Origin of the sequence: Streptomyces sp. LUP30 (assembly GCF_001746365.1) — a bacterium.
Lineage (GTDB): Bacteria > Actinomycetota > Actinomycetes > Streptomycetales > Streptomycetaceae > Streptomyces.
Genome location: NZ_MJAJ01000034.1, coordinates 1 through 13,045 on the forward strand (window position 1 = coordinate 1; position 13,045 = coordinate 13,045).

General features: G+C 73.7%; 14 protein-coding genes. 6 read left to right on the plus strand and 8 right to left on the minus strand.

Going from position 1 to position 13,045, the window contains the following annotated elements:
- The 3 genes from BG482_RS25160 to BG482_RS25170 form a co-directional block, all read right to left on the minus strand.
- The coding region (locus BG482_RS25160; RefSeq protein WP_176741458.1) for an AAA family ATPase at positions 1 to 1,029 on the minus strand (1,029 nt) is incomplete at its 3' end.
- On the minus strand, positions 1,026 to 2,189 hold the full coding sequence (locus BG482_RS25165; RefSeq protein WP_069771410.1) for an exonuclease SbcCD subunit D: 1,164 nt from the start codon (positions 2,187 to 2,189) through the stop codon (positions 1,026 to 1,028). The genes BG482_RS25160 and BG482_RS25165, both read right to left, overlap by 4 nt.
- A gap of 214 nt (positions 2,190 to 2,403) precedes the next feature.
- The gene (locus BG482_RS25170; RefSeq protein ID WP_069771411.1) at positions 2,404 to 3,030 is read right to left on the minus strand and encodes a YigZ family protein; all 627 of its coding nucleotides are present in this window, start codon (positions 3,028 to 3,030) and stop codon (positions 2,404 to 2,406) included.
- Between the two features lie 126 nt (positions 3,031 to 3,156).
- Here BG482_RS25170 and BG482_RS25175 point away from each other — a divergent pair, with 126 nt between their 5' ends.
- Positions 3,157 to 5,124 carry an APC family permease gene (locus BG482_RS25175; RefSeq protein ID WP_069771412.1) on the plus strand — a complete coding sequence of 656 codons (1,968 nt, stop codon included), beginning with the start codon at positions 3,157 to 3,159 and terminating at the stop codon, positions 5,122 to 5,124.
- On the opposite strand, the gene BG482_RS25180 is transcribed toward BG482_RS25175, so the two are convergent.
- The gene (locus BG482_RS25180) at positions 5,121 to 5,669 is read right to left on the minus strand and encodes a histidine phosphatase family protein (RefSeq protein ID WP_069771413.1); all 549 of its coding nucleotides are present in this window, start codon (positions 5,667 to 5,669) and stop codon (positions 5,121 to 5,123) included. The genes BG482_RS25175 and BG482_RS25180 overlap by 4 nt on opposite strands.
- The gene (locus BG482_RS25185; protein ID WP_069771414.1) at positions 5,666 to 6,412 is read right to left on the minus strand and encodes a hypothetical protein; all 747 of its coding nucleotides are present in this window, start codon (positions 6,410 to 6,412) and stop codon (positions 5,666 to 5,668) included. Before BG482_RS25185 ends, BG482_RS25180 begins: the two co-directional genes overlap by 4 nt.
- A gap of 167 nt (positions 6,413 to 6,579) precedes the next feature.
- Between BG482_RS25185 and BG482_RS25190 the strand changes: the two genes are divergently transcribed.
- Together BG482_RS25190 and BG482_RS25195 are read left to right on the plus strand one after the other, a co-directional pair.
- Positions 6,580 to 6,987, plus strand: a complete 408-nt coding sequence (locus tag BG482_RS25190; RefSeq protein WP_069771415.1) for a CoA-binding protein — start codon at positions 6,580 to 6,582, stop codon at positions 6,985 to 6,987.
- Between the two features lie 25 nt (positions 6,988 to 7,012).
- A complete protein-coding gene (locus BG482_RS25195) occupies positions 7,013 to 8,221 on the plus strand; it encodes a 4-hydroxybenzoate 3-monooxygenase (protein WP_069771416.1) in 1,209 nt (402 codons plus the stop codon).
- 32 nt (positions 8,222 to 8,253) lie between these two features.
- On the opposite strand, the gene BG482_RS25200 is transcribed toward BG482_RS25195, so the two are convergent.
- The gene (locus BG482_RS25200) at positions 8,254 to 8,613 is read right to left on the minus strand and encodes a metalloregulator ArsR/SmtB family transcription factor (RefSeq protein WP_069771417.1); all 360 of its coding nucleotides are present in this window, start codon (positions 8,611 to 8,613) and stop codon (positions 8,254 to 8,256) included.
- Positions 8,614 to 8,675: 62 nt separating this feature from the next.
- On the opposite strand from BG482_RS25200, the gene BG482_RS25205 reads away from it, so the two are divergent.
- A complete protein-coding gene (locus tag BG482_RS25205; protein ID WP_069771487.1) occupies positions 8,676 to 9,881 on the plus strand; it encodes a cation diffusion facilitator family transporter in 1,206 nt (401 codons plus the stop codon).
- Between the two features lie 67 nt (positions 9,882 to 9,948).
- Here the strand turns inward: BG482_RS25205 and BG482_RS25210 are convergent, their stop codons facing one another.
- Positions 9,949 to 10,530 (minus strand): helix-turn-helix domain-containing protein, encoded by a 582-nt coding sequence (locus BG482_RS25210; RefSeq protein ID WP_069771418.1) that lies wholly within the window; start codon positions 10,528 to 10,530, stop codon positions 9,949 to 9,951.
- 145 nt (positions 10,531 to 10,675) lie between these two features.
- On the opposite strand from BG482_RS25210, the gene BG482_RS25215 reads away from it, so the two are divergent.
- The gene (locus BG482_RS25215) at positions 10,676 to 11,533 is read left to right on the plus strand and encodes a DMT family transporter (RefSeq protein WP_069771488.1); all 858 of its coding nucleotides are present in this window, start codon (positions 10,676 to 10,678) and stop codon (positions 11,531 to 11,533) included.
- A 60-nt stretch (positions 11,534 to 11,593) separates the two neighbouring features.
- Here the strand turns inward: BG482_RS25215 and BG482_RS25220 are convergent, their stop codons facing one another.
- A complete protein-coding gene (locus tag BG482_RS25220; RefSeq protein WP_069771419.1) occupies positions 11,594 to 12,358 on the minus strand; it encodes an acyltransferase in 765 nt (254 codons plus the stop codon).
- A 137-nt stretch (positions 12,359 to 12,495) separates the two neighbouring features.
- Between BG482_RS25220 and BG482_RS25225 the strand changes: the two genes are divergently transcribed.
- Positions 12,496 to 13,023 carry a gamma carbonic anhydrase family protein gene (locus tag BG482_RS25225; RefSeq protein WP_069771420.1) on the plus strand — a complete coding sequence of 176 codons (528 nt, stop codon included), beginning with the start codon at positions 12,496 to 12,498 and terminating at the stop codon, positions 13,021 to 13,023.
- The last annotated feature ends 22 nt before the right edge of the window (positions 13,024 to 13,045 follow it).

Consider the following 13,045-nt stretch of genomic DNA (forward strand, 5'->3'; position numbering starts at 1 on the left):
CCCCTCGTGCTCGGCGTCCGCGGCCTCGCGCAGCTCCAGCGCCGGCGCCACCGCCTCCGCCTTGCGCGCCCGCTCCATGCGCGCCCGCGCCTCCTGGTGGGCTCCGGCCCGCTCCTGCAGTGCCGCGGCCCGCTCCCGGGCCTCGGTGAACCGCCGCTGCAGCCGCTCGCGTTCACGGACGTCGGCCAGCGCGCGCTCGGCTGCGGCCTGTGCGGACTCGGCGGCGAGGCGGCCGCAGTGCGCGGTCGTCAGCAGCTCTCGTGCGGTGCTGCGGGCGACCGCGGCCGCGCCGAGCACCGCCTCGGCCAGGCCGGGCTCTCCCGGGGCGAGCTCGGGCAGCTCCATGGCGTCCCCGGCCGCCTGCTGCATCCGGTGCGCGTCGGCGAGCAGCGCGGCGTCGCCCTCGCGCACGCGTGCCTCGGTGATGCGACGGCGCTCGGCGAGGCGCTTCTCGACCTCGGCGAACCGCCGGGTGTCGAAGAGGCGGCCCAGCAGCCGGCCCCGCGCCTCGGCGTCGGCGCGCAGGAAGCGGGCGAAGTCGCCCTGGGGCAGCAGCACGACCTGGCAGAACTGCTCGCGGCTCATGCCGAGCAGCTGGGTGATCTCCTCGCCGATCTCCTGGTGGGAGCGGCTGAGGTCCTTCCAGGCGCCCGCGGTCGTGTCGTACTCGCGCAGCAGGCTCTGGGCCTTCTCGACCGTGGTGCCGGCTCCCCGCTTCTTGGGCCGTTCCCAGGGCGGCTGCCGGGCGACCTCCAACCGGCGTCCCGCGACGGTGAGTTCGAGGGTGACCTCGGTGCGCGTGCCGGGCGCGGCGTGGTCGCTGCGCAGGGTCGTGCCCTGGCCGCTCTGGCGGGCGCCCGGCACGGAGCCGTACAGGGCATAGCAGACGGCGTCCAGGACCGACGTCTTGCCCGCGCCCGTCGGCCCGTGCAGCAGGAACAGGCCGGCGGCGGAGAGCTCGTCGAAGTCGACGCTCTGGGCGCCGCCGAAGGGGCCGAAGGCCGTCAGGTCGAGCCGGTGCAGCCTCATCGCGCCACCTCCCCCACCATGTCGTCCGCGCGGACCGCGTCGAAGGCGTCCCGCAGCACGCCCTGCTCGCGGGAGTCGGGCGCCGCTCCGCGCACATGCGCCACGAAGTCCTCGGCGATCTCCTGGTCGCTGCGGTCGGCGAGGCGGCGGGCGTAGGACACGTCGGGGTCGTCGGGCGCGCGCTCGGGGGCGAAGACGAGGCTGAGGGTATGCGGGAAACGCTCGGCGAGCCGGGCCATGGGGTCGGCGGGGCGGACGGCGTCGGTGAGCGTGGCCTCGATCCAGGCCTCCTCGTGGCGCGTGAGCGCGGGGTCGGCGAGCAGTTCCTCCAGCGTTCCCCGGATACGGGCGAGCGCGCGGGGGACCGGGCAGTCGACGCGCTCGGCGGCGATCTCCCCGTCGGCCGCGAGGTCGACCAGCCACATCGTCTTGCGGTGCTCGCTCTCGGAGAACGAGTAGGGCAGCGGGGAGCCCGAGTAGCGCACCCGCTCGGTGATGGTCTGGCAGCCGTGGAGATGACCGAGCGCCGTGTAGTCGACGCCGGCGAAGACTCCGGCCGGCACGGAGGCGACGCCGCCGACGGTGATGTCGCGTTCGCTGTCGCTGGGCTCGCCGCCGGTGACGAAGGCATGGGCGAGGACGACGGAACGCGTTCCCCGCGCGCGTGCCGCGAGGTCGGTGCGGACCCGGTCCATCGCGGCGGCGAGCACGGCCTCGTGCGCGGCCTTGTCCACGCCGAACTCGTCCTTCACCAGGGCGGGTTCGAGATAGGGCAGGCCGTAGAAGGCGACCTCGCCGAAGGCGTCCCGCAGGATGACCGGAGTGCCGGCCGCCGCCGGATCCGTGCGCAGGTGGATGCCCGCGCGCCCGATGAGGCCGGCGCCCACGCCGAGCCGGCGGGCCGAGTCGTGGTTGCCGGAGATCATCACCGTGGGCACGCCGAGGTCGGCCAGCCGGTGCAGGGCGTCGTCGAAGAGCTCGACGGCGGCGAGCGGCGGCACCGCGCGGTCGTACACGTCCCCCGACACGACCACCGCGTCGACTTCGCGCTCACGCACGGTCGCGACGAGGTGACCGATGAACTCGGCCTGGGCGCCGAGCATGTTCACCCGGTGGAACGCCCGGCCGAGATGCCAGTCGGAAGTGTGCAGGAGCCTCATGATCCCCGAGACTAACGGCCGGGTCCGACAGCCCGGGCGGTTACTCCCGTATCGCACCGTCATGGCAGCTGCCCCAAAAGGGCTTTACGGACATTTCACCAAAGCGTTCATCCAGGGTGCCTCTCGACGCGTCGCACGTCACACGTCGCACTTCGCGCATTCCGCCCGCACGCCCCGCACGCGTGTCACGCCTTGGGGGCCCCGCCCGCGCCGTTCACACGTCCCCGTACGCCTCGTCGCCCAGCGCGAGGCCGGCCGTCCCCGCGGTCGCGTCCGCCAGCCAGCCGCGGAAGGCGTCCACCTCGGCGTCCGGCAGGCCGATCTCGATGGCGACCGCCTCGCCGTAGCGCACGGCGCGCACCTGGCGTCCGGTCGCGAGCAGGTCGTTGTGCACCTTGCCGGCCCGCTGGTGGTCGACGGTCACCGTGGCCAGCCGGAAGCGCCGGCGGGTGAGGACGCCCAGGGAGTCGATCGCCTCGCCGACCGCGCCGCCGTACGCCCGGATCAGGCCCCCCGCGCCGAGCTTGACGCCGCCGTAGTAACGGGTGACGACGGCCACGACGTACCGCATGTCGCGGCGCAGCAGCATCTGGAGCATCGGGACGCCCGCGGTGCCGCCGGGCTCGCCGTCGTCACTCGCCTTCTGCACGGCGGCGTCGGCGCCGATGACATACGCCCAGCAGTTGTGGGTGGCGTCGGCGTGCTCCTTGCGCACGGACGCGAGGAAGTCCTGCGCCTCCCGCTCGGTGGCCGCCGGGGCGAGGGCGCACAGGAAGCGGGACCGGTTGACCTCGGTCTCGTGCACGCCCGCGCGGGCGACGGTGCGGTACTCGTCCTGCATCCGGTCAGCCTAAGCGGTGATCGGATCGCCGACTCGCCCACGTCGCAGGTGCGGGCCACGATGTGCGGGGTAACCAACGGTGGTGACCATGACCTTGGCCCCGACCGACCGCAGGGAGCGCGCAGCATGACCGGCACGCGGGTGAAGGAGACCGGCGCGGGTTCGACGTCCTCCCGGTGGCGCGCCTGGCTCCTGGAGGGGCTGAGCGAGCAGACAGCACGTCATCCGGGCCCGCACGCCACCCCACGGGCGGAGCAGGAGGGCCACCGCTGGTGGCGCGTGATGTGCCTCACCGGCGTCGACTACTTCTCCACGCTCGGCTACCAGCCCGGCATCGCCGCCCTCGCCGCCGGGCTGCTGTCCCCGCTCGCGACCCTGGTGCTGATCGCGCTGACGCTGCTCGGCGCGCTGCCGGTGTACCGCCGGGTGGCGCACGAGAGCCCGCACGGCGAGGGCTCCATCGCGATGCTGGAGCGGCTGCTGCCCTGGTGGTCGGGGAAGATCCTGGTGCTGGTGCTGCTGGGCTTCGCGGCCACCGACTTCATGATCACGATCACCCTGTCCTCCGCGGACGCCGCCGCGCACGTCGTGGAGAACCCGTTCGCGCCGCACTGGATGTCCGACGGCAACGAGTGGATCACCCTGGTGCTGGTCGGCGCGCTGGGCGCGGTGTTCCTCAAGGGCTTCCGGGAGGCCATCGGCATCGCGGTGCCCCTGGTGGCGGGCTATCTCGCGCTCAACGTGGTGGTGCTGGGCGTCTCCGCCTGGGAGATCCTCACCGACCCGGTGCGGATCGGGGACTGGACCGACGCCGTGAGCGCCGAGCACTCCTCCCCCTGGATCATGATCGGGGTGGCCCTGCTGGTCTTCCCGAAGCTGGCGCTCGGGATGTCCGGCTTCGAGACCGGGGTGGCGGTGATGCCGCAGGTCAAGGGCGATCCGGCGGACACCTACGAGAAGCCCGCGGGACGGGTGCGCGACACCCGCAAGCTGCTCACCACGGCCGCGCTGATCATGAGCTGCTTCCTGCTGCTGTCCAGTCTCGCGACGACGATCCTCATCCCGCAGGACGACTTCAAGAGCGGCGGGCCCGCGAACGGGCGGGCGCTGGCCTACCTCGCGCACGAGCACCTCGGCGAGGCCTTCGGCACCGTCTACGACGTCTCCACGATCGCCATCCTGTGGTTCGCGGGCGCCTCGGCCCTCGCCGGGCTGCTGAACCTCGTCCCGCGCTACCTCCCCCGTTACGGCATGGCCCCCGAATGGACGCGCGCGGTGCGGCCGCTGGTGCTGGTGTTCATGGCGGCCGCCGTCTTCATCACCCTGTGGTTCAACGCGAACGTCGACGACCAGAGCGGCGCCTACGCGACGGGCGTGCTGGTGCTGATGCTGTCGGCGGCGTTCGCGTCCACCGTCGCGGTGCACCGGCGCGGCCGGTTGCGGGCCACGTTCGGCTTCGGCGCGATCACGGCGGTCTTCGCCTACACGCTCGTCACGAACGTCATCGAACGGCCCGACGGCATCAAGATCGCGGCGATCTTCATCCTCGCCATCCTGGTCACGTCGTTCGGGTCACGGGTGGGCCGGGCCTTCGAACTCCGCGCGGCCGAGGTGACGCTGGACGAGACCGCCGCCCGGTTCGCGGACGAGGCTGCACGGCACGGGCCCGTGCAGCTCATCGCGAACGAACCGCAGGAACACAGCACGCGCGCGTACCGCGCCAAGGAGGGCGAGCAGCGCGAGCACACGCCGATCCCGGGTGCGGGCCGGCCGCTGTTCCTGGAGGTGTTCGTACGGGACTCCTCCGACTTCACCGCGGACATCGACGTGCACGGCGACGAGAAGCACGGGGTGCGCCGGCTGCGGGTGTCCGGTCCCACGGTCCCCAACAGCATCGCCGCGGTGCTGCTGGCGCTGCGCGACCGCACGGGCCAGGTCCCGCACGCGTACTTCAGCTGGACCGAGGGCAACCCGGTGAGCCATCTGATCCGCTTCCTCGTCTTCGGCGACGGCGAGGTCGCGCCCGTCACCCGCGAGGTGCTGCGACGCGCCGAGCCGGACCCCGAACGGCGACCGCGCGTGCACGTCGGCTAGCCGCCCCGCGGCACCGTCATCGAGGTGAGCAGCGCCGCGCCGGGGGCCAGGGTCCGCCAGTCGGGCCCCTGCCAGGTCAGGACGGCGATCGCCGACGTCGGGAACTTCAGCCGCACCTGGTCGAGGGCGTCGCCGAGCCCCTCGACGGCCAGGGCGAGGACGAGTTCCTCCAGTCCGGGGTTGTGCCCGACGAGCAGCAGGGTGCCGACCTCGTCGGGCGTCTCGCGGACGACGTCCAGGAGTTCGGGCACGTCCGCCCCGTAGAGCCGCGGGTCGAGACGCGTGGGGGGCGGCGCGTCCCACCGGGCGCGGGCCAGCTCCCAGGTACGGCGGGCGCGGACGGCGGTGGAGCACAGGGCGAGATCCGGGCGGCAGCCCGCCTCGGCGAGGGCGCGGCCCGCCGCCGGCGCGTCCCTGAGGCCGCGCGGGGCGAGCGGCCTCTCGTGGTCGGGGACGCCGTCGGGCCAGGCCGACTTGGCGTGCCGCAGCACGACCAGCCGACGCGGCGCACCGGCGTCCGCCGCTCCGGAGTCAGGGACGGTCACGCCGGGGCTCCGAGGTCGTGGGTGAGTTCCAGACCGAGCAGACGGTCGGCGTAGGCGTACGTCTCGAACCGCGCGCCCGCGGGCAGTTCGGGGCCGGCGTCGCGCACCCACCGCAGCACGCGCAGCACCTCGGGCACGTCGAGGTCGTCCTCCCAGGCGGTGCGCAGCCGCCCGCGAAGCGATTCGGGGACCGGGCGCGAGGGCTGCCGCGCCCAGTCGGCGACGGCCCGCCGCCAGCGCGCCAGGGTGTCGTGGGCCTCGGCCAGTGCCGTCGCGTCGAGCCGGAGGGGCTCCGTACGGGGCGCGGAGAGAAGGGCGAGACGCAGGACGGCCGGATCGGCGTCCGTCGCGGCTCCCCGCGTCGGCGCCCCGGACAGGTCGCCCTCGGCCGGCGCGACGGCGATCCGCACACCGTCGTCGGGGCTCGGGGCGTACGCGCTCACCACGTGCAGGACCTGCGCCTCGCCCACGCCCGCCGCGAGGTCCCGGCCGTCCTCGAAGGGATGCATGCCGAGGGCGGTGGCGCCCGCCCGCAGCTCCGCCTGGTCCCGGTCGCCGGTGAGCAGGAGCCAGGCGGGCGTGCCGCCCAGTTCCAGCGCACGCACGAGCAGATCGGCGACGAGCAGCACCCTGAGCGACGCGGCCCCGTACCCCGAGGCATGCGCCTCGACACGGGTCAGCCCCCGCCGGACGGGGGCGGCGAGGGCGGGTTCGCCGGTTCGGGCGTCCATGATGCGCAGCACGTGCCGAGCCTAGGCGGACGGAGGCGGGTTCGCAGGCAGGGGCCGGAAAGGCGGGGCCCGGAATCAGGATCCACCGCACACTGTTGACACCCGCGTCGGATCCTGTTCGACACGAAAACCACATCCGACCGTTTCTGATTGTTTCTGACCGTTAAAGGAGGCCGCCGGTGTACGGCGACGAGGCGACGATCCGGAAGATCCTCACCGGACTCGGTGACACCTGGGCCGTGGTGGGCCTGTCGACGAACCGCGGACGTGCGGCCTACGGCGTCGCCGAGGTGCTCCGACGCTTCGGCAAGCGGGTCGTCCCCGTTCATCCCAAGGCGGAGACCGTGCACGGCGAACCGGGGTACGCCTCCCTCGCGGACATCCCCTTCGAGGTGGACGTCGTCGACGTCTTCGTCAACAGCGAGCTCGCGGGAGCCGTCGCCGAGGAGGCGGTGGCCAAGGGTGCGCGGGCGGTGTGGTTCCAGCTCGGCGTCGTCGACGAGGCGGCCTACGACCGCACCAGGGCCGCGGGCCTGGAGATGGTCATGGACCGCTGCCCGGCGATCGAGATCCCCCGCCTGGCCTGACGGCCTGGCCGCCCATAATGTGCGGGTGACCTCCGACTCCTCTTCCCCCCGCCATGTTCCGGTCGTCGTCGTGGGCGCGGGCCCGGCGGGACTCACCGTCGGCAACATCCTGCGGGCCGCGTCCGTCGACTGCGTCGTCCTGGAGGCGGAGAGCCGTGAGTTCATCGAGCGGCGGCCGCGGGCCGGCGTCATCGAGGAGTGGGCGGTGCGCGCACTCCAGCGCCGCGGACTGGCGGACAACCTGTCGGAGCGCGCCCAGCGCCACTCGTCGTGCGAGTTCCGCTTCGGCGGCGAACGGTACCGCTTCCCCTACACCGACCTGACGGGCCGTCACCACTGGGTGTATCCACAGCCGTTGCTGGTGGCGGACCTCGCTCACGAGTACGTCGACGTGCGCGGCGGCGACGCCCGCTTCTCGGTGCGCGACGTCGAGCTGCACGACCTCGACACCGCTCGCCCGTCCGTGACGTACACCTGCCCCGACACCGGTGAACGCCGTTCGCTGACCTGCGACTTCGTCGTCGGTGCGGACGGCCCGCGCGGGGCGTCCCGGGCCGCGCTGCCGGCCGGGCACGCACGGATCGCCCGGCACGACTACAAAATAGGCTGGCTGGCGCTGCTCGCCGAGGCGCCGGCGTCCTCCGACTGCGTGCTGTTCGGCGTCCATCCGAACGGCTTCGCCGGGCACATGGCCCGCAGCCCCGGGGTGACCCGGTACTACCTCCAGTGCCCGCCCGGCGACGACCCGGAGAACTGGTCCCACGACCGCGTCTGGTCCGAGCTGCACCAGCGCCTGGAGGGGGCGGACGCGCCGCCGCTCACCGAGGGCCCGCTGATCGAGAAACGCGTGCTCGACATGCACGACTACGTGGTCGAGCCGATGACGTACGGGCGGCTCTTCCTGGCCGGCGACTCGGCCCACCTCGTGGCGCCCATCGCGGCGAAGGGCATGAACCTCGCCCTGCACGACGCGTTCCTGCTGGGCGACGCCCTGGTCGCCTACCTTGACGGCGACGACGGGACCGGCCTGGACGGCTACTCGGAGGCCTGTCTGCGCCAGGTGTGGGACTACCAGGAGTTCTCGCAGTGGCTGTCCGAGGTCTACCACGGGACCGCGGCGGGCGACCCCTTCCGCGCGGGCACGACGTTCGCCCGGCTGCGCCGCCTGTTCACGTCCCCCGCCGCTGCCGCCGCCTTCGCGGAGCAGTACCTGGGCGCCGCGGAACGCTACTGATCCGCAACGCTCCCGACCCGCACGCGAGCGGCTCAGTCGTGCACCGGCTGGTCCCCGAGCCGGTGGTCCGCCACGTTCAGCGCCTCGTCGACCAGGCGGCGCAGATGGCCGTCGGAGAGCGAGTAGACCACCCGGCGGCCCTCCTTGCGGGTGTTCACGAGACCGGCCAGCCGAAGTCGCGCCAGATGCTGGCTGACCGCCGGCCGGGCCGCACCGCAGCGTTCCGTCAGGGTCGTCACATCCGCCTCGCCGGAGGCCAGAGCGTGCAGCAGAGTGAGCCGGGTGCGGTCGCCGAGCAGGGAGAGCAGCTCGGCGGCGAGGGCGAACTGCTCCTCGCCGGGGGTGCGCGGATGCGCATGATGTGCAGATGACAGGTGCATGCGTGCGCTCATACGCACATAATGGCGGAGTGGGCGCGGCCGAGTCCACCTGGGCGCACCGGAAGGGGATCGACGTGAGCGACCGGCACGACCACGACCACGGACACCACCACGCGCGCGGACGCGATCACGGACACCCGCACGACCACGCCCACGCCGAGGGTCACGGCCGCAGCCCAGCCCACTCCCACGCCCCCACCGAGCACCCGCACCCGCACCCGCACCCGCACCCGCACCCGCAGGCTCACTCGCACTCCCCCCTCCCCCTCTCCCCCGCCCCGGGGCGGCTCCGTCGCCGCCTCGCCCATGCCCTCACCCCGCACTCCCACGAGAGCGCCGACAAGCTGGACGCGGCCCTGGAGTCGTCGGCCCGGGGCATGCGCGCCCTGTGGGTGTCGCTGGCGGTGCTGGGCGGGACGGCCGTCGTGCAGGCGGTGGTGGTCGTGCTCTCGGGCTCGGTCGCGCTGCTCGGCGACACGGTGCACAACGCGGCGGACGCGCTGACCGCCGTACCGCTCGGGATCGCCTTCGTGCTGGGCCGCCGGGCGGCCACCCGTCGTTTCACCTACGGCTTCGGACGGGCCGAGGACCTCGCGGGCCTGGCGATCGTGCTGACGATCGCCGCGTCGGCGCTCTTCGCCGGGTGGGCGGCGGTCGAGCGGCTGCTGCATCCGCGGCCCGTCGATCACGTCGGCGCCGTCGCCGTGGCCGCGCTGGTCGGTTTCGCCGGCAACGAGTGGGTCGCGCGCCACCGGATCCGGGTGGGCCGTTCGATCGGTTCGGCCGCACTGGTCGCGGACGGGCTGCACGCGCGCACCGACGGGTTCACCTCGCTGGCGGTGCTCGTGGGTGCGGGCGGCTCGGCGCTGGGGTGGCGACTCGCGGACCCCGTCGTGGGGTTGGCGATCACCGCGCTGATCGCGCTGGTGTTGCGGGACGCGGCGCGGGAGGTGTTCCGGAGGGTGCTGGACGCCGTCGACCCCGCCTTGGTGGACCGGGCCGAGCGTACGGTGCGGGAGGTCGAAGGGGTGCGCGCGGTGGGCGAGGTGCGGCTGCGCTGGATCGGGCACCGGCTGCGCGCCGAAGTGGCGGTCGTCGTGGACGGGGAGGCGACGGTACGTCAGGCGCACGGGATCGCCGTGGCGGCCGAACACGCACTGCTGCACGCGGTGCCTCGTCTGACGGCGGCACTGGTCCACGCGGACCCGGCGCCGTCGCCCGGCGAGGACGACCCCCATCTGCTCCTCGCCCACCACGGCCCGACGCGGGTCCTGGGTTAGGCCGGACCGGGCCCCGGGGTCGGCGCGCGCCACGCCTGCCGCCCGCCACCGCGCGTCGCGGTGCCGCTCAGCGCGCGGGCGCGGGAGGGGGCACCGACACCGTCAGGACCATCCGCGTCGGGACCTCGCCGAGGTTCGCGTACCGGTGCGCGGCGTTGGCCTCGAAGGTGACGCTCGCACCGGCCGGGACGCGGTGCTCCGCGCCGTCGACGGTGAGGGTCAGCTCGCCGGCCGTGACATGGGCGATCTCGACCGTGCCGAGGGGGTGCGGGTCCGAGCCGCTGCTCTCGCCGGGCATCAGCAGCCACTCCCACATCTCCAGCGGACCTGGCGCCTCCGTGCCCGCGAGGAGCCGGCTGTAGCTGCCCGCGTCGGTGTGCCACAGCCGCACCGCCTGCTCGGCGGGGACGATGCGGACCTGGGGGCCGCGCTCGTAGTCGAGCAGGGTGGTGATGCTGACGCCGAGCGCGTCACCGATCTTGACGACCGTGCCCAGACTGGGGTTGGTGCGAGCCTGCTCGATCTGGATCAGCATGCCGCGGCTGACCCCGGCCCGCGCAGCCAGCGCGTCGAGGGTGAAGCCGCGTTCGGTGCGCCACCGTTTGACGCTGCGCGCCAGGGACTGGGTCAGCAGGTCGAGGTCCGACACATTCCGTCCTGTTCCACCCTGTTCCACCTTTTCCATGCGGTTCCGCCGCGATCCCGGAGTCCAATATTCTGGATGACAGGGTCCACTTCCTTGAACTACGGTGTGGTGCACCCGATCGTGCACCGAACTGTACTGCGAGGGACCCGTGACAGCACTCTTCGCCCTGGCCACCAGCCTCCTGTGGGGCCTGGCCGACTTCGGCGGCGGGCTGCTGACCCGGCGCGCCCCGGCCCTCACCGTGGTCGTCGTCTCGCAGTCGATCGCCGCGGTGGTCCTCGGCGCCGTCGTCGTCGCCACCGGCGGCTGGAGCGAGGCCGGCCCCCGGCTGTGGTTCGCCGTCGCGGCCGGCCTGGTGGGTCCGGTCGCCCTGCTCTCCTTCTACAAGGCGCTGGCGCTCGGCCCCATGGGGGTCGTCTCCCCGCTGGCCGCCCTCGGGGTCGCCGTGCCGGTCTCCGTCGGGCTGGTCCTCGGCGAGCGCCCGGGGTTCGTCCAGTTCGCCGGCATCGCGGTCGCCGTCGTCGGGGTCGTCCTGGCGGGCGGTCCGCAGCTGCGGGGCGCGCCGGTACAGCGCCGGGCCGTGCTGCTCACGCTGGTCGCGGCGCTCGGCTTCGGCACGGTGTTCGTGCTGATCACCGAGGCCTCCACGACCGTCACCGGTCTGTTCCTCGCCCTGTTCGTGCAACGCGTGATCAACGTGGCGACGGGCGGCGCCGCGCTGTACGTCGCCGTCCGGCGCGGGGCGCCCGCGCTGCCGGAGGGCGGCCTCGCACTCGCCTCGCTGCCGGCTTACGGGCTGATCGGTCTCGGCGACGTCGCCGCGAACGGCACCTACGCCGTCGCCGCCCAGCACGGCCCGGTCACGGTGGCCGCCGTGCTGGCCTCGCTGTACCCGGTGGTGACGGCTCTCGCCGCGCGCGGGTTCCTGCGCGAGCGGCTTCGTGCGGTCCAGGCCGCGGGTGCGGGGCTGGCCCTGCTCGGCACGCTGCTGCTGGCCACCGGCTAGTCCTGCGGGTCGCCGAACCCGCGGCCGGGCCCGCGTTCGGGCCTGGGAGTGCGCCCCGGATCAGCTGCCGGGCTCCAGTCCGGCCAGCTTCGCCACGGTCTCCTCGTCCAGCTCCGAGAGCGCGACCAGTTGGCCGGGGGTGACGCCGTCCGGTATCGGCACGGGGGCGGGGCTGCGCAGCGGCGGCTGCCAGCCCTCGGCGGGCGTCCAGCGTCGGACGACCTTGGCCGGCGCCCCCGCGACGACGGCGTGGTCGGGCACGGTCCCGCGAACGACCGCGCCGGCCGCGACGACGACGTTCCGCCCGATCCGCGCCCCCGGCAGGATCACCGCCCCGGTGCCGATCCAGCACCCCGGCCCGATCTCCACGGGCTCCATGCGGGGCCACTGCTTGCCGATCGGCTCGTGCGGATCGTCGTAGGAGTGGTTGGTGGAGGTGACGTACACGTACGGACCGAAGTAGCAGTCGCTGCCGATGGTGACCGTCGTGTCGGCGATGACATGGCTGCCCCGGCCCAGGACCACACCGTCGCCGAGGCGCAGGATCGGGTCCGGGCCGAGGTCGAGGTCGGGCATCAGACCGGCGGTCAGGGTCACCTGCTCGCCGACGATGCAGTGCGCGCCGAGGTGGATCCAGGGCTCCCCGAAGACCGTGCCGAGCGGGAAGGCGAGCCGGGTGCCGACGCCGATGGAGCCGAAGCGGAAGCGCCCGGGGCTCTCGGCGGTGACGGACGCCGTGCGCTGGACCCAGGACCAGCCCGCGTGGACGGCGCGCTGCACCTGTCGGCGCCGCCATGATGAGAACGTGTTCTTGCGCTTCGGCACCCGCTCACCGTACTCAGCGCACGCCGCCCCCGACGGCCCCCGGCCCTGTGATCTTCGCCCCACCCCGTTGGCGTACGGTGCGGGGTGACGACGGACACGACGGACAGCACGGGCACGACGGGCACGAGGAGACGGTGATGACGCACAGGGCGCTGATCGTGGGCATCGGCGGCAGGGAACCCCAGGTCCACGCGGAGGCGTTCGTGGCGCCGACCGCCTCGGTGATCGGCGACGTCACCCTGGAGGCGGGGGCCAGCGTCTGGTACGGGGCGGTCGTGCGCGGCGACGTGGAGCGCATCACCGTGCGGGCCGACGCGAACATCCAGGACAACGTGACACTGCACGCCGACCCCGGGTTCCCCGTGACCATCGGCGAGCGGGTCTCGGTCGGTCACAACGCCGTGGTGCACGGGGCGACCGTCGGGGACGACTGCCTCGTCGGCATGGGGGCGACCGTACTCAACGGGGCCGTGATCGGGGCGGGTTCACTGGTGGCCGCACAGGCGCTCGTGCCGCAGGGGATGGAGATCCCACCGGGTTCGCTGGTGGCCGGGGTGCCGGCCAAGGTGAAGCGGGAGCTGAGCGAGGAGGAGCGGCAGGGCGTGACGCTGAACGGCACGCTGTACGCGGACCTGGCCAAGGCTCACGGGAAGATCCACGAGTAGGCGCGGCCGACATCGCAGGAGC